The organism is Bacillus sp. 491mf (assembly GCF_900112415.1).
Taxonomy (GTDB): Bacteria; Bacillota; Bacilli; order Bacillales; family Bacillaceae_G; genus Bacillus_A.
Map to the genome: position 1 here is coordinate 94,537 of NZ_FOLV01000012.1, position 24,332 is coordinate 118,868.

Sequence of the window (24,332 nt, forward strand, 5' to 3'; positions counted from 1 at the left end):
TCATTTCTCAAACACAAAATTAATCTTATTATCTTTCCATTCTAACTTCGCATCAAACGTTTTATCGTTCTTTTTAAACCCTTTCATTAACTCCGTTTGTTCACCTTTTAGTAACTTCATCATATTTTTTTGTGAAATCGTTTTCCCTAATATTTTCTTTGAAATTGTAAAATCGCAGTTCGTTGTATTGTAGTTCGAACATCCGTAAAATGTTGATTTATCAATGATATCTCCATCACATTTTTTACACTTTCCTACCTTTTTACCAACTGTAAATTTTGAATTGGAGCGTTCAATCGATTCTACATGTAATCCTGTAAAATCCCATTTATCAGACATTTCAATTGCATCTTCAATAATTTTTGCTGAGAGCTTTTTCGTTTGTTCCATAAATGCAGCAGGCGAAGCTGTTCCTTCTCCTATTTCTGCAAGCCGCTGCTCCCATTTTGCTGTCATTTCTGGCGAAGCTAATATTTTATCACCAATTGCAGTTATAAGTACTTTTCCTTTATCAGTCGCGTACACTTGGTTTTTCTTTACGTCAATATACTTTCTGTCCTTTAGCATTGTAATAATACCAGCACGCGTTGCTTCAGTACCTAACCCCTCTGTCTTCTTCAATACCTTTTCCAACTCTTCGTTCTCTAAATATTTCCCTGCTGTTTTCATTAACGTAATAAGCTGACCTTCAGTATATCGTTTTGGCGGCTGTGTTTTTCCTTCTTTCACTTTCACCTTTACAACTTTACCTTGTTCACCTTCTTTTACAATCGGAAGAATCGCTTCTTCATCTTTATCATCTTGAAAAATGACCTTGCGCCATCCTTCTTGAATTTGTTGCTTTCCTTTGGAAACAAATTCAGCACGGCCATCAACAAGCGTTGTAATTGTAGTGTAGTCAAAAATCGCCGCTTCATAATGCGCTGCAATTAAACGTCTTACAATCATATCATAAATTTTTCTTTCATCACCTGATACTTTATTTGGATTCGTTACTTGTTCAGTTGGAATAATTGCATAGTGATCTGTAACCTTTTTTTCATTTACGTAACGCTTATTATTCATAATAGAAGGAATCGGTACTGGCAATACATCTTTATATTCTTCAAACTGACTTAATTTCTGTAAAATATCAGGAAACGTTGCAGCTTCGCCTTCTGTTACATAGTTAGAATCCGAACGTGGATACGAGACAATTCCTTTTTGATATAAAGCTTGTGTTATATCAAGTGTTTTTTTCGGTGAAAACTTAAATGCTTTATTCGCCGTTGCTTGTAAAGATGACAAGTTAAATAAAAATGGTGGCTGAAACTCTTTCCGCTCTGTTTTCATTTCTTTCACTTCAGCCGGTTTATTTTGACAAAATGCCGCAATTTTATTTGCCATATTTGGATCTTTTAGGCGCGACTCATTATCTTGTTCCCACTTACCTTCATATTTTTTTTCATCTATATTAAAGGTTGCGAACACTTCCCAAAATGGCTCCGATTTAAAGTTTTCGATTTCTTTCTCGCGTTTCACAATTAATGCAAGTGTTGGTGTTTGCACACGCCCAGCGGAGAAAACATCATTCATTCCTTTTTTCTTTAGTAAAATGCTAAAAACACGGGATGCATTCATTCCAACTACCCAGTCCGCACATGACCGTGTGTATGCTTCATAATAAGTATTCACCGTATCCGCTTCATCAAGTAAATTTTTAAAGCCTTGATAGATTGCTTGCTTCGTTAAAGAAGAAATCCAAAGACGTTTCATCGGTTTTTGCACATTACAAAGATGAATGATATTCCGTACAATTAATTCCCCTTCGCGCCCAGCATCTCCCGCATGAATAATTTCCGTCACTTGCGGATTATGTAGCAGCTGTTTCACAACATTAAATTGCTTATACTTTGACTTCGTTACTTCAAACTGAAACCGTTCTGGAATCATTGGCAACGTGTTTAATGACCATTTTTTCCACTCCGCATGATAATGTTCCGGGTTACATAACTGCGTTAAATGACCAATTGCCCACGTACAGTACGCCCCGTTTGGAAACAGTTCATTCGCCTCTACTTCTAAATAGCCATCTTTCCGCCTGTATTTAAATTGAGAAACAAGCGCCAAACCTTGATCTGGTTTCTCGGCAATAATTAATTTCATTTTAAAACTCCCTATCTGAATGCCAGTGTTACTTACATTTTATCATTCACAATTCCTCTTATATATTTTAGACCTATAATATTATACGCTTAATTTTAGTCCCTTCACAATAGAAAGTCATTATATTACGCACTACTAAAAATGCTAAAACAACATGAAAAAGACGCCAAACATTAGGCGCCTTCGTTCTTCTTATTTTACAACGATCTGTCTATCCTTCACATTTGGATTATGTGCTCTCATGAAATCTTCAATCTCTTCAACTGTTCGGATTATGTCCTTTGACAGATTTTCATATCCATTTTCGGTAACAAGAATATCATCTTCAATCCGAATTCCAATTGCTTCTTCTTCAATATACAAACCAGGTTCCACTGTAATGACCATGCCAGCTTCGAGCACTCGATCTTTGTATGAACCTACATCATGAGTATCTAAGCCAAGGAAATGGCTCACTCCATGATAATAATAATTGGAGAGTTCTGAGTCTTCTTGGATTAAACCAATTTTCTTACATTCTTCTGCAAGTACCTTTTTCGTATGCTCATTTAGTGCAGAAAATTTTAATCCCGGTCTCATAAGCTCAATTGTTTCCCTCAATGCTTTTAGTACAATATTGTAAATCTGTTTTTGGCGATTCGAAAATGTTCCGCTCACTGGGAACGTAAAGCTGATATCAGCATTGTAGTAATCTTTTTGAGCTCCAAGATCAAGCAACACTAAATCACCTTTATTAATTTTAGAATCATTGTTTTCATAATGCAGCACGGTTGCATTTTTCCCACTTGCCAAAATCGTATTGAATGCATGATTCTTTATACCAGATGATTTTAGTGTAAAATCAAAATGAGCTTCTAATTCATATTCCATCATGCCCTCTTTCGCATGTTTGAGCACATTGTAAATACCTTCTTTTGTAACCATAATTGCTTCTCGTATCTTTTCAATTTCTTTATCCGTTTTAAATACGCGCAATTCAGTAATATTTGGATAAACGTTACCGATTGTAAGGTGTGGATAACGTTCCTTTACATGTTTAGCGAATGTTAATGTCCGTGTCTCTGTCCCCGCCCACTCACGACGTTCTAAATCTAAATACACGTGCTCTACATGTTCTGTAAAAAACGTTCTCGCTATTGATTGTTCAAAACTTTCTAAGTACACAACCGTTTTTATCCCTGTAATAGCTTGTGCTTCTTCTTTTGAAATTGTTTTACCTACCCATTTTTCAAGAACTGGATCTGCCTTCTCAATAAAGAGCATTTCTTCTACTATTTCGCCTACTTTTTTTAACACCAAAATAACATTCGGCTCATCAATACCAGTCATATAATAGAAGTTTCGGTTTGGCACAAATTTATAATGGTCATCGGCTGACTTATAAGGCGCCTGTCCAGCAAATAAAATGGTAACAGATTCATCCGGCAATGTTTCTGCTAATTTTTTTCGATTGCGAGTAAAAAATGATTGCTTCATAACAATCCCCCCCTTAAGTTCTATAAAGCCCTTTAAAACTGACTATCCATTCTATTTCATTGTATTATTGTTATAATTTTCCGTCAATTAATTCGAAACATTACAACTCCCTATGAAAATATCGTTATTTACTCTTGAAAAAATGGAGCGATTTCATTTGCCATACTTGGCTCTTTTAGGCTCCACTTACTTTTAGCATAAATACAAGCATCGGCTATATCACACAAACAACGTATGGTGAAATTCACAGGTTATCAGTGATATATATCACTACATAAACTGAAATTTATTGCTATTTTTAATCTAGATATAAAATTAAAATTTAATGGAGGCATTCATATGGAACATGTATTTACTGAGACTTCTGTGATTGGTGATATTGTTACGAAATTCCCAAAAGCAAGCGACCTTTTCAAATCATATAGAATAGATTTTTGTTGTGGAGGTAACAGACCACTTATCGATGCAATTCATGAGAGAAATTTATCAGTAGAAGAAGTTATAACAAACTTAAATACTCTTTATCATGAAACAAAAGTATTAAATGAATCAAAAATTGACTGGACAACCGCGAATTATAGTGAATTAATTGACTATATTGTGAATAAACATCATCGCTATTTAAATGAAGAATTGCCACAGTTAAGTCCATATGTGACAAAAGTATTCCGCGTTCATGGATCAAATCAGCCTCATTTAGCTCAAATTCATAAGCTATTCCATGAACTAAAAACAGAATTAGAACAGCATATAATTAAAGAAGAAACAGTAGATTTTCCGTTAATTTTAGCATTTGAGCAAAATCCAACTGATGAAAATTATGCGAAATTACGCAAAGTGGTAGAACAACTGGAAAGTGAGCATAGTCATGCTGGTGATATTATAAAAGAACTTCGAAACATTACGAATGACTTTACTCCTCCAGAAGGAGCTTGCGGTACTTATCGTCTTGTCTATCAACGACTTGCAACTCTTGAATCCGATCTATTCCAGCACATTCATTTAGAAAATAATATTTTGTTTCCGCGTGCAATTGCAAAGGCTTAAGTACAATCTATAGATATCAAATTAAGGTTCAAAAACAACATTTTTTGATCTTAAATAAATAAAAAATTTCTTAAATAGATACCGCTTATACGTAAAAAATAGAACATAAGCACTTTTTGCTTATGTTCTATTTCTTATGTACTTTTTCTGTTACTGATAAAAGTTTCACTTTCTCACAAATATGATTTTTATCACTGCTTCATTTAAAAAATTGATATAAATTTATTATAAGAAAATATCTTGAATTATTAAGGAGTTGTATATATGAAAGCAAAAATGATAAAAAAACATTTACAGGAAGTGCCTCTCTTTAAAGAACTTTCAGAGGAAGAACTTCAGCCTATTGTAGATATTTCACAATTACGAATGTATAAGGAAAAATCGTTTGTATTTATGCAGGGCGACATACTTGATCGCGTGTTTTTTATCCACTCAGGTAAAGTAAAAATTCAAAAAACAGACGCAACTGGAAAAGAACAAATTGTTTCTGTACTTCAATCTGGAGAAATGTTTCCTCATGCTGGCTTTTTTCAAAAAGGTACCTTCCCAGCACATGCTGAAATACTTGAGGCTGCACAATTGATCGTTACTCCAATCGCTGATTTCGAGAAAATTTTAATTCAGCATCCTGAATTATGTATTAAAATGTTTAAAGTTCTTGGAGAAAAAATTGTGGATCTTCAGAACAGATTAGAAGAACAAATTCTTCACGATACTTACGAACAAATTATTATGTTATTGCTTCGTTTATGTAAGTCAAATGGTGTAGAAATGAATGGTACATATACTTTAACGACCCAGTTTACGAATCGAGAACTCGCCAATATGATTGGAACATCAAGAGAAACAATTAGTCGCACAATTAATCAGTTAAAAAGAAGAAAATTGATCACTATTGATGAAAATGGTTATTTCATTATCATTCCAGAAAAATTAAAAGCAGAAATCATTTAATCACATAGGACACATCGCACCCTATCCGTTTTCTCTATGTTGCATTGTTATTTTTCCAGGGTGAAAATGATAACAAAAAACGATTGACTTTAGGAAAAAGATCTAGAATTAAAAGGAAATCCCTCTAATTCTCTGGCCCTAATTTGATACTAATAAAACAGTTCTAATCATATTCTTATAAAAGAAAACAATTAGAAGGAGTGTCAAATTAGTTGATAAAAGTTAAGGTTAGTTTACGACCGATTGTAAGTAAGATAAATTTACCCACTGTTTTGAAAACAGCTATACTTCCGGGTGACTCAATTGAAAGATTATTTATTGTAACTCAGGTAGGAGAGATCTTTTACATAGGAAACGGAGTTATAAGGACTTTTTTAGATATTCGCTCGCGAATTATAAAGTTAGGTAGTTCTGAACAAGGTGTTTCAGGTAGTGGATATGATGAACGGGGATTGCTAGGGCTAGCGTTTCATCCAGAATTTTATTATAACGGTCTGTTTTATCTTCATTATTCAGTAGCTGGAACACAAGGTCCAGGGGCTCTTTCTGAACATTTTAAGCCTAACCCGTGTGATTCCAATACTTTAAATCTAAGGTGGATAAATAGAGAAACTCAATATGATCATATTGATACAGTTGAAGAATGGATTTTACAATCGAACGGTCAACCTCAAAAACGACGGACATTACTTAACATAAGAAGACCATTTTTTAATCATAATGGTGTCAATAGCTTAAACTTTTCACCTGAAACCAGAAAACTTATTTTAACAACTGGAGATGGCGGAGCAGGCTATGACCCATTTAATTTAAGCCAGGATGATATGGAAATAGCAGGTAAAATAATTGAAATTGATGTAGATAAGAATACATTTAATTATAATCCACCTGTAGTCACACGTTTTAATGAACTTCCCGCACCTATTCAGGAAACACTTACGGTAATTGCCAAAGGGGTTCGTAATATAACAGGCATTTCATTTCAAAGGTTTAATAACCAATATATCAAATATGCGGGAAATGTCGGACAGGACCTGGTAGAGTCAATTTTTTCATTCGTTCATTATAAACCAATACCGGTTACTCAGCTTATTCAAGCTTCTTTAACTGATCAAGAAGGATTTATTAACTTTGGCTGGCGAGGGTGGGAAGGTGCTTTTCCTACTTCGTTTATAAGGCACTGTTCCGTAAATCCGACTTTAGATGAGAACACAATTGCTTATTACAATGAAGCAATAAAAACTTTAGTAGGGCGTCTTCAGCCTTTAACTAGTTATTTTCATAAGGATCCTAGACCCGATAAATTTGGAGGAACTGCACTTACAGGAGTTCAGCCATATATGGGGAATGGAATCCCAAATTTAACAGGAAGCGTTGTGTTTACCGATTTTGCCCAGAAAGAAGAATCTCGATCTCCAGTTAGAGGGGTTTTAGCTTATACCAGAGTAAGGACAGATTGTAAACTAAATGATTTTAGTGTTATTGAAACTGATTATAATTTTGAGTCTCAATCAGCCTATTATGTTACTTTGGGAACGAATCTGGATCAAACCAAACTATATTTAGGGGTTTATGGTTCTATGAAGGTGACTGATTTTAACCAAGGTACTGTATTTGAAATTGTTCCGTGATTTATGACGATAAAGACAAAGAAGGAGAAAATTTCAAAACAGAGCGAATTGTAGCTTTAAAATAAAGTTTGTTCAAAAACACCTCGCAAATCCACATTTTATGATAAATAAAAAGAAAACATTTTGAAAAATGATTAATCAAAATGTTTTCTTCTTCAGCAGACTTTAGTTTGGTTTTTATAAAAAAGCATTCCCGATTTCAAGATAATCTTAACAGACATTAATACCAATCTTCAGTTACTGCCCCTTATATGTCCTAGTGACGAAGTTCTTACCATAGACCACAAAGTACCATGCTGTCAATGATTCTCCTAATTCTCTTCTTTTATGATTTAAATATAATAAATTATAGTATTTCTATATACCCTTCTGCTCCATTCACCCTGATCCTTTGTCCATCCTTGATCAGCTTCGTAGCATTCTCCACACCTACAACTGCTGGAAGACCGTATTCTCGAGCAATGACAGAACCATGGGTCATCAAACCACCTACTTCCGTAACCAAGCCTTTGATAGCTACAAACAGCGGTGTCCAGCTAGGATCGGTAAAGGCGGTAACCAATATATCTCCCTCTTCTAAATTCGCATTTTCCATATTTAAGATGACACGTGCTCTTCCTTCGATAACACCGGAAGAAACAGGTAGACCAGCAATAGCATTAGATGGGAGATGTTCCCGTTTGTATTTACCTACAATGATTTCGCCATCAGACGTGATAACACGAGGGGGATTTAGTTTTTCATATAGTTTGTACTCTTCCTTTCGTTTGCTGATGGTCTGGTAATTCAATTTTTTTGTATCTACAACTTCACGAAGTTCCTCAAAAGTAAGATAGTATATGTCTTCTTTTTTACGAATAACTTTGGCTTGTACAAGCTGTTCGGCTTCTTTCATCAAAGCCTGCTTATAAACGAAGTAGCGATTAATCATGCCGTATTTTGGATATTCCCGATAACTGATGAAATTCCGGATCAGGCTGATCATTCGTTTTGTCTTTTCGGCTTTTTGTTTACCACACGGTAATTGATTCACTCGGTCTAATAACTCTTGTTCTTTTTTCAAAGCGGCCTGTCGCCCTTGCTCAAATTTTCGCTCGCTAGCATTAGGCTCAAAGTTTTTGATGTTACTGAGAATCATGGGGATAATTGTAGTTGGTTTTTCGCTCCAACGAGTTTTAGTAATATCGATTTCTCCGGGACATCGCATTCCGTATTTGTTGAGATAAGCATTGATAGCGTCTTGGATTTCCTGCCCACCATCAAACTTAACCAGTTCATCCAAAAAGTTATCATCTTTTACTTGTTGTAAATAATCAATTACTTCTGGATAAGGACGAATCACATCTGCGACATCCAATAGCGCCAGACCCATTTCCGAAGTAATATTGTTTGGTACAGATTGAGAAAGCGTGTCTGCTACGTTTTTTTCACCTAACCACTTCTCCATTTTTTTATTGATCCATGATGAAGCATCTATAGCTGCCATAATTACCCCCAAACTCTGTGGGTCAAATAATATCTTCTTTAATTGCTGGATATCTTCTAGAATAAAATTAAATACATTCGATCCTGATTTCGTTTGGATGTTTTGTTTTAACTCTTCTATCGATGTTTGACTACTCTTGATCAAATCAGTAACGATTGTCGGATCGTTTTCGATTTGTGTTAGAAAATCCACAGATTTACCATTATTACTTTGACTGGAACTTTGTATTTCCCCATCATCTGGTAAAAATTTTATAAAATTTTCTCGTTCGACTACGGTCATAAGTGCGTCTTTGATAAGCGGATCGGATTGTCCCAATGCATCTATTATCGTTTTTCTGCTGACAGGTAAAGCCAGATTATTCGTGATATCAACAAATAACCTCCCACCAGCTTTAAACCTAGGTCCAAAAGATATTAACTGGAATAAAGACATTCCCAATGGTTTCATGGGATCGGTCATCATTTGTTGATGACCGACAGATACATAAACACGATTCTCCTGATCATCTGCTTCAGGGACAGGGTATAAAGTAGTAATCGGACGACTTTGCACGATATAAAATGTCTCGTCAACCAGACACCATTCGATATCTTGCGGGCAAGCAAAATAAGCTTCTACCTGTTTTCCTATGCGTGCTAATTGTAGAATTTGTTGGTCAGTAAGTGTTTGACTTTTTTGGTGATTGGGTTCTATTTGCTGTGTTTCTGTGCCTCCTTCTTTTAGAGCATAGATTGCTAGTTTTTTGGTTGCAATCATTTTATCGATGATCTTTTCTTCTTGCACCTTATAGCAATCGGCAGACACCAAGCCAGAGACAAGGGCCTCACCCAGTCCAAAGCTAGCATCGATAGATAGTAGCTTTCGATTGGAAGTAATCGGATCAGCAGTAAATAAAATTCCTGAAGCCTGCGGGAACACCATCCGTTGAATGATAACGGATAAATACACTTGGCTGTGGTCAAACCCGTTTTGCATACGGTAAATCACAGCACGATCTGTAAATAGGGAAGCCCAACATTTGCTGATGTGCCGCAAAATGGCTTCTTTTCCAATGATATTTAAATAAGTGTCTTGCTGACCAGCAAAAGAGGCATGTGGTAAATCTTCAGCAGTTGCACTGGAACGTACTGCATAAGCATGTTCCTCGCCAAACTGGGAGAGATAGTGAGCAACAGCTTTCACAACATCGGAAGGAATCTCTACTTCCATAATGATTTTCCGAATCTTCCCGCTGATTTCACCAATTTGATCTCGATCCTCTACTTTTAGCATTGTTAATCGATCTAACAAAGCATGATACGTTTCGTTTTGTTCGATGACTTTTTGATATCCCACTGTTGTAACACAAAATCCTTCTGGTACTTGTATTCCTTCAATTTTTGATAATTCCCCTAAATGTAACCCTTTTCCGCCAACGAGCAAAAGCTGCGTTTTTTCCATTTCCTGAAAACCGAGAACCAAAGAACTCATTCCACATCTCCCCTTACCATTAATGTTCTATTGATTTTAGCAGTAGTAAATGAGAATAAAAAGCCTATATTAACCATTTTCTAAATGCTATAATTAAATTAGGAAGAGTTCAAAAAAATAGCTAGACCTTACCATAAACTAAAAAAATGCTACCTCCAACTAAAGAAGTAGCATTTTTTTGTGCGAATCTTAAACTATATTATAGAAAACACTATCCCTAACGCTTCTATATCATGTACCACAAAAAGTTCGGTAAGGACAGGATGATGGCACAGGCAGTGTAGCGTACTCATCTTGTTCTTTGGAGTACTCGTAAGGATTTGAAAGAACATTAAGAAGACGTTCCATCACGCTATAATCTTCATGTTCTACAGCAGCTTCTAATGCTTCTTCTACCCTGTGGTTCCTAGGGATTATCGCAGGATTGCTTTTTCGCATTAATAATTGTGAGGAAGCTTTCGATTCTTCTTGTCTACCTAGTCTTTCCTGCCACTTTACATGCCACTCTGCAAACTCTGTAGTCTCAAACAAAGCCATGTCCCTGAGCTTATCAAAAGTTAACGCACGGAAGGTATTCGTATAGTCCGCACGATACTTCTCCATTATAGTAAAGAGCTCTTCAAAAAGGAGTTTATCCTGCTCTTCTTCATTAAATATCCCTAATTTAGCTCTCATTCCAGTGAGCCAGTTTGAATGATATAACTCATTAAAATTTAAAATTGCATTTTGAGCCATTTCCATTGCTTTTGCATAATCACTATGCAAAAGCGGTAATAAAATTTCAGCAAACCTTGCAAGATTCCATCCACCAATATATGGCTGATTGCCATAAGCATAGCGACCTTGAATATCAATGGAACTGAATACTGTTTCTGGATTATAAGTATCCATGAAGGCGCAAGGACCATAATCAATTGTTTCTCCGCTTATAGCCATATTGTCAGTATTCATCACCCCATGAATAAAGCCCACAAGTTGCCATTTCGCAATTAACGAAGCTTGACGCTTAATCACTTCCTCAAGCAAATAAAGATAGCGGTTTTCAGCCATCTCACTACCTGAATAATGTCGCTGTAAAGTATAATCAGCTAAAATTTGGAGCTCTTCATCAGTCCCCCACTGAGAAGCATATTGAAAGGTACCCACACGAATGTGACTTGCAGCAACACGAGTAAGAATTGCACCAGGTAGCTCCCTTTCACGAATGATTGACTCACCAGTTGTCACTACCGCTAGACTGCGGGTAGTAGCAATACCAAGCGCATGCATTGCTTCACTGATAATATATTCGCGTAACATTGGCCCTAATGCCGCTCGTCCATCTCCCCTGCGGGAGTACGCTGTTCGGCCAGAACCTTTCAGATGAATATCAAACCTTTCATCTAAAGGCGTCATCTGCTCGCCAAGTAGTAAAGCCCTGCCGTCCCCTAACCTGTTAAAATGCCCGAATTGATGCCCCGCATATGCTTGAGCAAGAGGAAACGCACCTTTTGGAATCCGATTTCCTGCCAGTACCGCTACACCTTCGTCACTTTCTAGTTCCTCGGCATTCAACCCCAAAGATGTTGCCAACGAATGATTAAGAATAGCCAATTTCGGTGAGCGAACTGGAGTTGGACTAAGGCTCGTAAAAAATGATTTCGGTAGACGGGCATAACTGTTATCAAAGTTCCATCCAGTTTCTATGCTTTCTTTTTTCTTTGTCATCGTATCACCGTCTCTTCTCTTATCTTTTTTTATATCAAACAAAATTTAAATTAGGTGGTAGTTATGTATTTCTACATCAATACAAAGCAATCTCTTTTAATGTCCACTGCTGCTAATTTATTATACCCTTTCTATAGAAATATGGAGAAAGCAAATCATGTTTTTTTCTGCATAACCGTAACTTATATGCGAAAAATTGAAATGAGTTTATGTATTTATAAACAAATAAGGTTTTAGATAGAAATAAAGCCCTATCAAAAACATACAACCTTACCAGCAAAAACAAGGTGGTATGTTTTTCATATATTATTTACCTGTAATTAAAAGCATTACTGTCCTTTTTGTACAATTTGAACTATTTAAGGAATGAAGATTCCATTTTACAAGAGAATAAGTATGAAAACACAATAACCCCGAACCATGGACTTTTCTAAGTGTCCACGATTCGGGGTACAGTTCAGTTAGAATTATTTTTATCATTTTCAAATCATACAATGCTTACCTTGTATTAGATTAAATCATCTATCGAAAATGCACCTGGTAATAATTGTTCAACTGTTACTTCTTTTTCATCACCTTTTTGATTCGTCAATAATACTGGCATTTGCGGATCACAAAATTCTGCAATAACCTGTCTGCAAGCTCCGCATGGTGAAATAGGTCCATCAGTCTTCCCTGTTATTACTAAGTAACTGAAATCACGTTCACCTTCTGATACTGCTTTAAATATTGCTGTTCTTTCAGCACAATTACATAAACCGTAAGATGCGTTTTCTATGTTACAGCCTGTATAAATTTTCCCAGCTTTCGTAACGAGCGCTGCTCCAACAGGGAACTTTGAATATGGAATATAAGCCTTTGATAACATCTTTGTAGCTTCTTCAATATATTTTTGTTTATTCATATCAATTCCTCCTCAAAGTATGTAAATCTATTTTAAATTTCCAACATGTAAGTTGCTACTATGCAAAATACAAAATGGCAGCTACTTGCTTTCTCCTTTTGTTTCAAACCTCGCATGTGGCAGGAATAGGCCCTGACCGTTTCTATGCACAGCCAGATGCCCTCGCCCACCCTAAAAAGAAAGGAGTTTTTCATTTCAGTCTTTCAATTTGTATTTATATACATTACATTCTATTTAACATTAATCAGTAATAACAGTGTAAATTAACTTTGGAGCTTCAGCCTTTTCTGCAATAGAAATATTTTCATAAATTTTCTCTTTTACATCCTCAACATCTTCGCGATTTGTATAAATCGTTACTAATGGCTCGCCTTCTTTTACAGCGTCACCAACTTTTTTACGTAACATTAAACCAACAGCTAAATCAATTTCGTCTTCTTTCGTTGCTCGTCCTGCTCCTAGAAGCATTGCAGCAATACCAATTTCATCTGCAACAATGTTAGATACAACACCTGAAGTTTTAGCTGGTACTTCAATTACATATTTCGCTTGTGGTAATTTTTCTGGTTGATCGACAATTGAACTGTCTCCGCCTTGATTGTGTAAGAATTGTTTGAACTTCTCAATTGCTTTTCCGTTTTCCATTACTTCTTTCAACATTTCACGTGCCTCTTCTAACGTATTTGCTTTTTTAGCAAGTACAACCATTTGGCTTCCTAATACAAGCACCAATTCTGTTAAATCTTCTGGACCTTCTCCTTTTAATGTATCGATCGCTTCTTTCACTTCAAGCGCATTACCGATTGCAAATCCAAGAGGTTGCGACATATCGGAAATAACAGCCATTGTTTGACGACCAACATTGTTTCCGATTCGTACCATTGCATGAGCTAATTCAATTGCATCTTCTTCTGTTTTCATAAATGCACCAGCACCTGTTTTCACATCTAGGACAATTGCATTAGCACCAGCTGCAATTTTTTTACTCATAATAGAACTTGCGATTAATGGAATTGAGTTTACAGTTCCTGTCACGTCACGCAAAGCATATATTTTTTTATCAGCAGGTGTTAAATTTCCAGTTTGTCCAATTACTGCAACTTTATCACGGTTTACGATGTCAATGAATTGTTCTTTCGTAATTTCAACGTGGAACCCTTCTACTGCTTCTAATTTATCAATTGTTCCACCTGTATGACCTAAACCGCGCCCAGACATTTTCGCAACTGGTACATCTAAAGCTGCCACTAACGGTCCTAAAACTAATGTTGTTGTATCACCAACCCCGCCAGTTGAGTGCTTATCTACCTTAACTCCTTCAATCTCTGATAAATCAATTGTTTCTCCAGATTGAACCATTGCCATTGTTAAATCTGCACGTTCACGGTCAGACATGTCTTGGAAAAAGATAGCCATCGCAAGTGCACTTACTTGATAATCAGGAATTGTTCCATCTGTATATCCTTTAATAAAAAATTGAATTTCTTCCGTTGTTAGTTCTTTACCGTCACGTTTTTTCGCAATGATATCTACCATTCTCATTCTAATCACCAATCCTTTTAATTTTTAGTTATTAAAATTCTTAATATATTAAACCAACGATAGTGGCTGATAAAAAGCTTACTAATGTTGCCCCAAACAGTAATTTCAAACCAAACCTTGCCACAACATTCCCTTGTTTTTCATGTAAACTTTTAACTGCACCAGCAATAATGCCAATAGATGAAAAATTTGCAAATGAAACAAGAAATACTGATAAGATTGCAGTTGTTCTTCCTGTAAAATGAAAATTCCCTTGAGCTAAATTTGTCATCGCTACAAATTCATTCGATACGAGTTTTGTGGCCATAATACTACCAGCGTTAACAGCTTCATGCCATGGAATTCCTACAATAAAAGCAAATGGGGCAAATACATATCCAAGAATTTCTTGGAACGAGATTCCAATTACTCCTTTAAAAATAGCATTGATGAAAGCGATTAAAGCAACGAATCCAATCAGCATAGCAGCAACAGTAATCGCAACTTTAAAACCATCTATAATATATTCCCCTAGCACTTCAAAAAAGGTTTTTTTCTCTTCTTCTTGTACTTCTAAAATGTCTTCTTCATCAGTAACTTCATACGGATTAATAATAGAGGCAATAATAAATCCACCAAACAGGTTTAACACTAAAGCGGTTACAACATACTCCGGTTTTAAAAGAACCATATACGATCCTACTATAGACATCGACACCGTTGACATTGCAGACGCGCATAATGTATATAATCTTCTTTCACTCAATAACCCTAACTGTTTCTTAACAGAGATAAATACCTCTGACTGGCCTAAAATCGCTGAAGCTACAGCATTATATGATTCAAGTTTTCCCATTCCATTCACTTTACTTAACACGAGACCAATGTATTTCACAATGAATGGCAATACTTTAATATGTTGTAAAATACCAATTAAAGCTGAAATAAATACAATTGGCATTAATACCCCTAAAAAGAACGAAAACTCATTTTTATTTACCAAACCACCAAACACAAAATTAACACCATCAGCAGCGTACTTTAATAATTGTCCGAATCCATCTGCAATCCCACTTATTAAGATGTTCCCTACACTTGTATTTAATAGCAGAAATCCTAGAATAAACTGCAAAACAATCATTGTTACAATCGGACGAAATTTTACTTTTCTACGATTATTACTAGCAAGCCATGCGATAGCTAAAATAATAACGAGGCCTAAAATACCAATTACGTACTTTATAACATTCTCCTCCCTTTCGTATCCGCTTACATATTTTTCAAGTGTTACAGCAATAGATACACTATGCCTTTTCAACAACTCGTGTATCTATTACTTGCAACTGTTTATAGATTAATAAGTACCTGTACCGCCGTTTGTGTCATTTAACACAATTGCCACACTAGCACTTGCTCCAATTCTAGAAGCGCCAGCTTTCACCATTTTCTCTGCATCTTCTCTTGTACGAACTCCACCAGATGCTTTCACGCCAACGTTTTCTCCAACAGTTTTGCGCATTAATGCAATATCTTCTGCAGTTGCCCCACCAGTTGAGAATCCAGTTGAAGTTTTTACAAAGTCAGCACCAGCTTTAACAGCTAATTGACACGCACGAACTTTTTCTTCATCTGTTAATAAGCAAGTTTCAATGATAACTTTTACAAGCGCTTTTCCTTTTGCAGCTTGTACAACCTCATAAATATCCTTTTCTACTAATTCATTTTCTCCATCTTTTAAAGCACCAACATTGATTACCATGTCTACTTCAGTTGCACCTTTTGCAATCACGTCTTTTGTTTCAAATACTTTTGTCTCAGTTGTATTTGCACCTAAAGGGAATCCAATAACTGTACAAACATCAACATCATGCCCTGCTAATTCTTCAGCAGCTAATTTTACCCATGTAGGATTAATACAAACTGAAGCGAAATTGTATCTTTTTGCTTCTTCTAAAACTTTCATAACGTCTTCTTTTTTAGTATCTGGTTTTAAAACTGTATGATCAATTAACTTTGCAATGTTCATTTTCTTCACTCCTCATATCTTTTAACAACTTCATTCTAACTCTATCTTGAACAAATGTAAACACACTTTTGAAATTTTGTTCATAGAACTAAAAAAAAGATCTCTCAAATGAATTTTGAGAGATTTCCTGTTCCTATCCTTTTTGATAATTTAGCAACTCTTTTGCCGTGTGTTGATCGATAATTAGCACATTCGCATATCTGCCTCTTAACGCACCATCAATTGCCTTTACTTTTCTAGCCCCTCCTGCAACTAGAATTGACCGATCTTTTAAACGCAGTTCCTCTAGATCAATGCCAATTGTGCGCCTATTTATTTCTTCACTGCAAATATTTCCATTTCCATCAAAGAAACGTGAACAAATGTCACCAACCGCTTTTTCTTTTAATACGCTCATCTCATTTTGATTTAAATATCCTAATCGGAATAATAAAGCCTCGTCCCTAACAGTTCCGACAGTAAAAATAGCTATATTCGCTTGTTTTCCCATCTCAATAATATGATGAATATGACGATCCTGCTCTACTAATTCCTTTGTAATTGCATTATCAAATATAACTGGAAGCGGGAGGTTTCTTGGAGTTGTTTGAAACGCATCTGCAAAAAAGGCTATTGTTTCATTCGCATATGTATTTACATTGGAATGACTAATGCCTCCTTTTAACTGGACAACTTCTACCCCTTTTACATGCTGAGGAACAGTTTTTCTAGCAATTTCATACATGGTCGTCCCCCAGCTCACACCAACAATATCACCATTTGTAACGGTCTTCTCCATATACTCAGCAGCAAACTTACTAATATGTTCCGTAATGACCGTATATTCTGGTATTGGAGAAAATACGACATGCGCCTCTAATAAATGATATTTTTCTTTAAGCAAATTTCCGACATTATCTAAATCAGCAAATGGATCAGCAATTTGAATTTGAACAAACCCTTTTTCTTTTGCATATTTTAACAATCTTGAAATAGTCGGCCTTGAAATATTCAATTTATTTGCAATTTCTTGTTGACTATAATCGGATTGGTAATATAATCTTGCAACTTCCACGCTCAATTGTTGTTTTTCTTTATCCATATTCGTTATTTCTAGACCCCTTTCAAACTTATTTTAGCTTAATGGCATCATAACATTTCATGTTGTAAAATTCGACTATCTAAATTGGAGATGAAAGTATTTTATTTAATAAGTTAATTTTTAGATATTTAATTTTCAAAATAAAAAACATGCAATTGTACCATTTGGAATACAATTGCATGTTTTCATCACATTACTAAAATATCTTTGAAAGAGGATGCCACGGATGAACATTCGCGTAAAGTATGTTGTTAAAAACAGCGGGGCCATGACTTGCTAATTCATAGTTCATTTCATACGTTGCGTGATAGGCTTTTGTAATATAATCAATAACTTCACAAATACGTTTCTGTACAAACTTACGAGTTTCAGGTTGATTACAATTTATACAAAAACGGATAGTTGTCCTAAAAAGAACAGCTATCCGTTTTTATTATTCTAATCATCTATTTTCTTATGGATTTGTTGACCATAATCCAGCAGATTTAATGAATATACGTTTATTTAATTTCAGCTGGGCTACAATAAATTCTGCAATATCTTCAGCCTGCATAACTTTATCTGGGTTACCATCTGTCAATCCTAATTCTACTGCCATATCTGTTGCAACTGTACTTGGTGTTAATGCTGTCACACGAATATTATGTTTACGTACTTCCATCGCTAAAGATTCTGTTAAACCAAGGACACCAAATTTTGAAGCACTGTACGCGCTTGTAACTGGCGCTCCCTTTTGTCCAGCTGTTGATGAAATATTAATAATATCACCAGACTGCTGTTCAATCATTCCCGGTAACGCAGCACGAGTCACATAATATACGCCCATTAAGTTCACTTGAATAATTTTTTCCCATTCCGCGACATCTAGTTCCAGGAAATTGCCAAATTTAGAAATTCCGGCATTGTTAATTAAAATATCAATAGAACCTAAACCATTTTTTAATGTTTCAATTGCTTCACTTACTTCTTCATATGAAGATACATCAGCAGTAGCGGTTACAGCTTTTACGCCTTCTGCCTCAACTTCTTTTGCAACAGCTTTTAAATTTTCTTCTGAACGTGCTAAAAGTCCTACATTCACACCTTCTTTTGCTAGAGCGATTGCTACAGCACGGCCAATCCCTCTTCCAGCTCCTGTAATTAATGCATTTTTCCCTTGTAATAATTCTGCCAAATATAACACTCCCTAATCTTTCTAAAATACTATTTTTATCATAGAATGAATTTTATCTAAATATCGTTAAAAATACAATCATGCCCTTTAATCTTTGTAGGTTACCTATAAATAACTATTCAGTTCGTTTTTCAGTTAAGAGGCCATTCTCTAGTGTATTAAGCACTATGCTCAACTTGCTTCCTTTTCCCTTTTTTCTTATGTCGTTTCCAATTCACCAACTTCTTTACAGTCCCTAACATACCCGTTGGAAGACCTAATAAGACGATGATATACAATAAACCTAGAATAATTGTCCACCGCTCAAATATTGGATACTGTGCAGCAAGCTCTGATAAATAGTATTTCAACGATTCAATGATTCCAGCCCCTATTATCCCTCCTACTAATGTCCCAATCCCGCCGATCGTTGTCATTAATAAAGCATTCAACGTCATGTCAATTGAGAACACGGTCGTATTTACAAATCGGAGTGTAATAACAAATAAAGCGCCGCTCACAGAGGCGACAATTCCAGCCACAACACTCGCAATTACTTTATAGTGAAGGATTTTATAACCGAGCGCCTCCACACGTTGTTCATTTTGCGAAATGGCTTTTAATACTTTTCCAATTGAAGATTTTGTAAACAGTTGTAGTAATAAAAAAATGATCACAAGACTGATTAATGTAATATAGTAGAATGAATAGCGATCTCGAAATATTTCAGGGACACGGAATGTAAAGCCATCTCCCCCATGCGTGACGGTTCTCCACTTTTCAGCGAGCACAAAGAATAGTTGAGAAATCGCAAGTGTTAGCATCGCATAAAAGTGACTTTTTAATCGCAAGGAAAGCATACCAATCATATAACTAATAACTGCAGATAAGGTGATTGCTACTATAAGCCCTATTAAAAAACTTGATATCGATGCCTCTTGTCGATCAAATAAGAGTGCGACGCAATAAGCACCAATTCCAAAGAACATACAGTGCCCAAACGATACTATTCCCGTATAACCTAGTAAAATATCAAAACTCATCGCGAAGATTGCGAAGATGAAAATTTGTGTGAATAAGATTAACATGCTCCTTGAATCGTTTAAGAAAGGAAATATGCTAAAAAAGAGAAGCACTGCACCTCCAAAATACAAATTTATTCGATTAGATAATGTGTTCATAACAGTCTCACCCCTTTTCACCAACAATTCCTGTCGGCTTAACTAATAAGACGAATAACAGCATTAACATGTTTATCGCAAGTGATAAATCTGGCACATAATATGCTGTAAAAGCTCCTGCCAACCCAACGATTAAGGATGCAATTACCGATCCTTGTACACTACCTAATCCACCAATGATTACAACGATAAAAGCTAAAATCGCATACTGCATTCCCATTTCAGCAAAAATAACTCCCGAATAAGGCGCGAGAAGAAAGCCACCTAACGATGCCATTCCAGCTCCTAATAAAAACACGAAAGAAAAGATGGCCTTCACATTAATTCCAAGTGCTTGCACCATCTCTTTATCCATTACACCAGCACGGATCATTAGCCCAATTTTTGTTTTTCGAAGTAGCAAGACAAATCCGATGTAAACCAATAAACCGATTAAAATAACAAATAAGCGATATTTGATTAGTATGATCCCATCAAATGTAAAACTTCCTTGTAACCAATTCGGTAATTTAGCTCCGATCGGATTTGGTCCCCAAAATAATTTTATACATTCACTTAGCACAAGCATGCCCCCTAGTGTAACGAGCAGTTGCCGAACATGATTTCCATAAACAGGACGAATGAGAAATCTTTCTAATATCAAGCCAAGAAACATACCAATTACAATCGCACCAAATAATGCAAACATATAACTGCCTGTTAAATCAAACAACCACACCCCAGTAAAAGCACCCCATGCAAATAATCCACCATGAGCGAAATTAAGAACGTCCATCAAACCAAAAATAAGTGTTAAGCCAGATGCTAATAAAAAAATTAACACGCCTGTCGAAACACCATTTACAAATAAATTCACTAACACATCCACGTTTTTCACCTCACCCTAATAAAGGTTAAGAAATCCCTAAATACTTATGGCACGTCTCTTTATTTTCCTTTAGTTCACTCATCGGGCCATTGTATACAATTTTCCCGTTATCCATAATGTAAAAATAATCACCAATTTGACTGGCCATCATAAAGTTTTGTTCAACAAGTAAAACTGTTGTTTTTTCCCTCATTTTTAAAATGGAGTCCATCAACTTCTCAATCATAATTGGTGACAAACCTTTACTAGGCTCATCAATAAGCAGCAGACCTTCGCTATTAATATAGGCCCTTGCGATAGCAAGCATTTGCTTTTGTCCTCCACTTAATAATCCACTCTTTTTATACCAAAATTGTTTTAAGTCTGGAAAAAGATCCAACATCCATTCCACTTTTTCATCTGTTTCGTCATTTTTTCTCGTTTGAGCAATAGCAAATGTTTCTTCAACCGTTAAATCGGAAAAGATCCCTTGATTTTCCGGTACATACCCGATACCTTTTCGCGAAATCATATGTGTTGTTAGCCCATTTATTTTTCCCCCATTATAATAAACAGCTCCGTTAGAAATCGTATGAAATCCTATTATAGAACGCAGCGTTGTCGTTTTCCCTGCTCCGTTTCTTCCAAATAAGACTGTAATGGTCCCTTCCTCTACTCCAAAAGAAACACCTTGTAAAATATGAAACTGATCTAAATACGTTTCAATATTATCCACTTTTAATAGTGTCACTGAATAATCCCCCTAAATAGGCAGTCTGTACACGCTCATCTTTCATAATTTCTCCCGGTAACCCTTCAGCTAATAATTCCCCTTGAAATAACACAACGAGATGATCAGATAAATGCAGAACCATATCCATTTTGTGCTCAATTAATACAATTGTTTTTTCACAATCATTTTTTATATGTTCAATCACTTGTAGAATAGCGGGAACTTCTTCAATAGAAATACCAGCTGTCGGTTCATCTAACAACAACAACTCCGTTTTTAGTGCTAAAAGCATTGCTAATTCCAATTTTCGCTTTTCCCCATGAGCTAAATCCTTTGCAAGTACATTTTCCTTTTCATTCAGCAACACAGACTCAAGTAAATGGCGTGCTTCTTGTTGTTGTTGTTTATAATGAGCTGGACGCGGGAAGAAACGATAATAATCTTTCGCATAAGACTGTACACCAAGTCGAATATTTTCAAGAACCGTTAATTCTGGAAAAATGTTTGTAAGCTGAAAAGAACGTCCCATACCAAAACGCGTTCGCTCTGAAATCGATAGTTTTGTAATGTCGCGTTCTTTAAAATAAATCTCCCCTTTTGTTGGAGAAAGTTGACCACTTAACAAATTAAAAAGAGTCGTTTTCCCTGCCCCGTTTGGACCAATAACGGAAATAAATTTTCCTTTTGGTATTATTAAATTTACCTCTTTAATAACATGATGTTTTCCAAACGAAACAGACAGATTGTGAGTTTCTAACAATTTCTCCACATTATGTCCTCCTTACAAAGGATTCCTATAAATACAAATTGAAAAAATGACATGAAAATCAGTTTCTTTTTAAGTGGACGTTTCCTTCATCACTCAGTCATGTTCTACCCGTAATTCCCCATCTAGCTTCTTTTTCTCTAAATCAGTTATCCATCCCTTTTACAGGAATGGATAACATTCAACAATAGTCCTTATATAAAGCTGCCTACAATAGATAATTTGTATATTCCTAGCAATAATTAATTTAACTATTCTGATTATTTATTACGAACTGGCGGTTCTGTTTCTGTCATTTTTAATTCCCGCTCTAAAATTGGAACAGGGTAATCACCCCCGTCTTGTTTTTTCAAAGTAATCGAATAAAGCGTTTGCAAAGCTTGATGATCTTTTGCACGGAATTTCATTGTACCTTTTGGTGTTTCAAATTCCATTCCTTCCATTTTCTTTATGAGCGTATCGACATCAGTATCTCCTTTTGTTTTCTTTAAGGCCTCAACAATTGAAATAGCGGCTGACATCCCACCAGCCGTAAACAAGTCTGGAACAGCACCGTTAAATCGTTTTTTATGTTCTTCTACTAACCAATCATTCACTTTATTTTTCGGAAGCGCATGATAATACACAGAAAATCCTTGCATACCAACTAACGCATCCATCGTTTTTAGCGCTGAAATATCCGGTGCACCCGTTGAAATTTTAATACCTTGCTGCTCAACATTCATATCTTTTAGTTGTTTCCACGGCGAATTTGCACCTGCCCAAACAATAAATAAATAATCTGGTTTGGAGCTTATAATATTTTGGATATTTGCCGTAAAATCAGTAGAATTCGCATCTGCATATTGTTCATTTACAATGTTTGCGCCTAGCTTCTTTGCTGCATCCTTAAATGCCGCAATCCCTTCTCTTCCGAATGCATTGTCTTGAGCTAACGTTGCAATCTTTACATCTTTCTTAGCAATTGATGCTGCACCAGCAATTGCATCTTGAGATGAATTTCGTCCTGTTCTAAAAATATATTTATTCCAGTTCTTACCGGTAATACTATCTGCTACAGCTGGCTCAACAACCATTATTTTTTCATACTCCTCAGCCAATGGTAAAACTGCTAGCGTATCGCTTGAACTAGATGAACCAACTAAAAAGTCTACTTTATCTTCTTCTAGTAGTTTCGTAGCCTTCTTTACTGCTACATCTGCTTTTGTTTCCGTATCTTCTACAACAAACTTAATCTTTTTCCCTTCTACTTTTCCCGTTCCACCAGTTGCATAGTCGAGACCGAGTTCAAATCCATTTACTGTTTGCTTTCCATACGATTCAAGCGGTCCAGTTAACGAAGCAAGTACACCGACCTTAACTGTTTCCTCACTACTTGTACTTGTTTTCTTTCCAGAGCACCCAGTTGAGACAAGCAATGAGCCAAGTATACATCCTGTACACACCATCTTTAGCCACTTACGTTTTTTCACTGCCATCATAATTCCTCCCCTATCATTTACATTCCTAGAGAATTGAATACACTGAAGCGAAACACCCGTAATTATGACATCTATCAACCGCTACGATGAAACAAAATTTCCTGAAGTACCTCTAATTTCTCCAACCATTCCCAAATCCCTTCCAGTTCATTTATAAATATTCACTACATAAAGTTAATATCCTCAATAAAATAGGGAATGACTAAAAAATAAGTCCTTCCCTCATGCCCATCAAGCTAAGGTTATATAAGTTTAATTTCAGGTGAGATTTTTTCTTTTTTCTAAAGATCCAGTGTAAGTTCTTTAAAAATCTGCATATAAAAAGCACCTCCAATTGTTAGACTATGTCTAACAATTGGGGTGCACTTCTAATTGCATCCCTTACACGGGCTTTCCGTGAGGCATCTTTCGTTCTTTTTTCATATCCCACTATTTTTGCACTAGAACCAATAATAGTGAATTAGAATAATGATCTAATACTTGCTAGAACAGTAAGTATACCTATAATAATAACAAATACATTGCTCGCTTTCCCTCTGTATTTAGCTAGTACTGGTACTTTACGGATCGCATACATTGGTAATAGACATAAGATAGCAGCAACTAACGGACCACTTAGGGCATCAATGATTCCAAGAATACTTGGATTTGCATAAGCTACATACCAGCATGTTAATACAACAAACGTAAGGATCATTGTCTTAACTGTTTTTTCTCCCA

General features: G+C 35.8%; 19 protein-coding genes. 3 read left to right on the forward strand and 16 right to left on the reverse strand.

Going from position 1 to position 24,332, the window contains the following annotated elements:
- Positions 1-2,145 (reverse strand): DNA topoisomerase III, encoded by a 2,145-nt coding sequence (locus BM211_RS13665; RefSeq protein ID WP_035434243.1) that lies wholly within the window; start codon positions 2,143-2,145, stop codon positions 1-3.
- 192 nt (positions 2,146-2,337) lie between these two features.
- The gene (locus BM211_RS13670; protein WP_035434240.1) at positions 2,338-3,621 is read right to left on the reverse strand and encodes an aminopeptidase P family protein; all 1,284 of its coding nucleotides are present in this window, start codon (positions 3,619-3,621) and stop codon (positions 2,338-2,340) included.
- Between the two features lie 339 nt (positions 3,622-3,960).
- Between BM211_RS13670 and ric the strand changes: the two genes are divergently transcribed.
- The 3 genes from ric to BM211_RS13685 all read left to right on the forward strand — a co-directional run bounded on the left by ric (position 3,961) and on the right by BM211_RS13685 (position 7,253).
- Positions 3,961-4,668, forward strand: a complete 708-nt coding sequence (ric, locus tag BM211_RS13675; RefSeq protein ID WP_035434239.1) for an iron-sulfur cluster repair di-iron protein — start codon at positions 3,961-3,963, stop codon at positions 4,666-4,668.
- A 264-nt stretch (positions 4,669-4,932) separates the two neighbouring features.
- The gene (locus BM211_RS13680; protein ID WP_035434237.1) at positions 4,933-5,622 is read left to right on the forward strand and encodes a Crp/Fnr family transcriptional regulator; all 690 of its coding nucleotides are present in this window, start codon (positions 4,933-4,935) and stop codon (positions 5,620-5,622) included.
- A 212-nt stretch (positions 5,623-5,834) separates the two neighbouring features.
- A complete protein-coding gene (locus BM211_RS13685; RefSeq protein ID WP_035434233.1) occupies positions 5,835-7,253 on the forward strand; it encodes a PQQ-dependent sugar dehydrogenase in 1,419 nt (472 codons plus the stop codon).
- 346 nt (positions 7,254-7,599) lie between these two features.
- Here the strand turns inward: BM211_RS13685 and ppsA are convergent, their stop codons facing one another.
- The 14 genes from ppsA to BM211_RS13755 all read right to left on the reverse strand — a co-directional run.
- Positions 7,600-10,212 carry a phosphoenolpyruvate synthase gene (ppsA, locus tag BM211_RS13690; protein ID WP_090997996.1) on the reverse strand — a complete coding sequence of 871 codons (2,613 nt, stop codon included), beginning with the start codon at positions 10,210-10,212 and terminating at the stop codon, positions 7,600-7,602.
- 231 nt (positions 10,213-10,443) lie between these two features.
- Positions 10,444-11,919, reverse strand: coding sequence for a protein adenylyltransferase SelO (locus BM211_RS13695; RefSeq protein ID WP_090997999.1), 1,476 nt, complete (start codon positions 11,917-11,919; stop codon positions 10,444-10,446).
- Positions 11,920-12,427: 508 nt separating this feature from the next.
- Entirely contained in the window at positions 12,428-12,823 is a 396-nt protein-coding gene (locus tag BM211_RS13700; protein ID WP_035434224.1) for a cytidine deaminase, read from the reverse strand.
- Between the two features lie 240 nt (positions 12,824-13,063).
- The gene (locus tag BM211_RS13705) at positions 13,064-14,365 is read right to left on the reverse strand and encodes a pyrimidine-nucleoside phosphorylase (RefSeq protein WP_035434222.1); all 1,302 of its coding nucleotides are present in this window, start codon (positions 14,363-14,365) and stop codon (positions 13,064-13,066) included.
- Between the two features lie 40 nt (positions 14,366-14,405).
- Positions 14,406-15,587 (reverse strand): NupC/NupG family nucleoside CNT transporter, encoded by a 1,182-nt coding sequence (locus BM211_RS13710; protein WP_035434261.1) that lies wholly within the window; start codon positions 15,585-15,587, stop codon positions 14,406-14,408.
- 111 nt (positions 15,588-15,698) lie between these two features.
- Positions 15,699-16,370: a deoxyribose-phosphate aldolase gene (deoC, locus tag BM211_RS13715; RefSeq protein ID WP_035434220.1), complete on the reverse strand. Its 672-nt coding sequence runs from the start codon at positions 16,368-16,370 to the stop codon at positions 15,699-15,701.
- 133 nt (positions 16,371-16,503) lie between these two features.
- Entirely contained in the window at positions 16,504-17,451 is a 948-nt protein-coding gene (locus BM211_RS13720; RefSeq protein WP_090998002.1) for a sugar-binding transcriptional regulator, read from the reverse strand.
- 454 nt (positions 17,452-17,905) lie between these two features.
- The gene (locus BM211_RS13725; RefSeq protein WP_141771639.1) at positions 17,906-18,625 is read right to left on the reverse strand and encodes a 3-ketoacyl-ACP reductase; all 720 of its coding nucleotides are present in this window, start codon (positions 18,623-18,625) and stop codon (positions 17,906-17,908) included.
- Positions 18,626-18,783: 158 nt separating this feature from the next.
- Positions 18,784-19,785, reverse strand: coding sequence for a branched-chain amino acid ABC transporter permease (locus tag BM211_RS13730; protein ID WP_090998007.1), 1,002 nt, complete (start codon positions 19,783-19,785; stop codon positions 18,784-18,786).
- Between the two features lie 7 nt (positions 19,786-19,792).
- Positions 19,793-20,653, reverse strand: a complete 861-nt coding sequence (locus BM211_RS13735) for a branched-chain amino acid ABC transporter permease (protein ID WP_090998010.1) — start codon at positions 20,651-20,653, stop codon at positions 19,793-19,795.
- A 25-nt stretch (positions 20,654-20,678) separates the two neighbouring features.
- Positions 20,679-21,383 carry a branched-chain amino acid ABC transporter ATP-binding protein gene (locus BM211_RS13740; protein WP_090998013.1) on the reverse strand — a complete coding sequence of 235 codons (705 nt, stop codon included), beginning with the start codon at positions 21,381-21,383 and terminating at the stop codon, positions 20,679-20,681.
- Positions 21,361-22,134, reverse strand: coding sequence for an ABC transporter ATP-binding protein (locus BM211_RS13745; protein ID WP_090998016.1), 774 nt, complete (start codon positions 22,132-22,134; stop codon positions 21,361-21,363). The genes BM211_RS13740 and BM211_RS13745 overlap by 23 nt, the downstream gene beginning before the upstream one ends.
- Positions 22,135-22,391: 257 nt before the next feature.
- A complete protein-coding gene (locus tag BM211_RS13750; protein WP_090998019.1) occupies positions 22,392-23,609 on the reverse strand; it encodes a substrate-binding domain-containing protein in 1,218 nt (405 codons plus the stop codon).
- A gap of 463 nt (positions 23,610-24,072) precedes the next feature.
- The coding region (locus BM211_RS13755) for a hypothetical protein (protein WP_090998027.1) at positions 24,073-24,332 on the reverse strand (260 nt) is incomplete at its 5' end.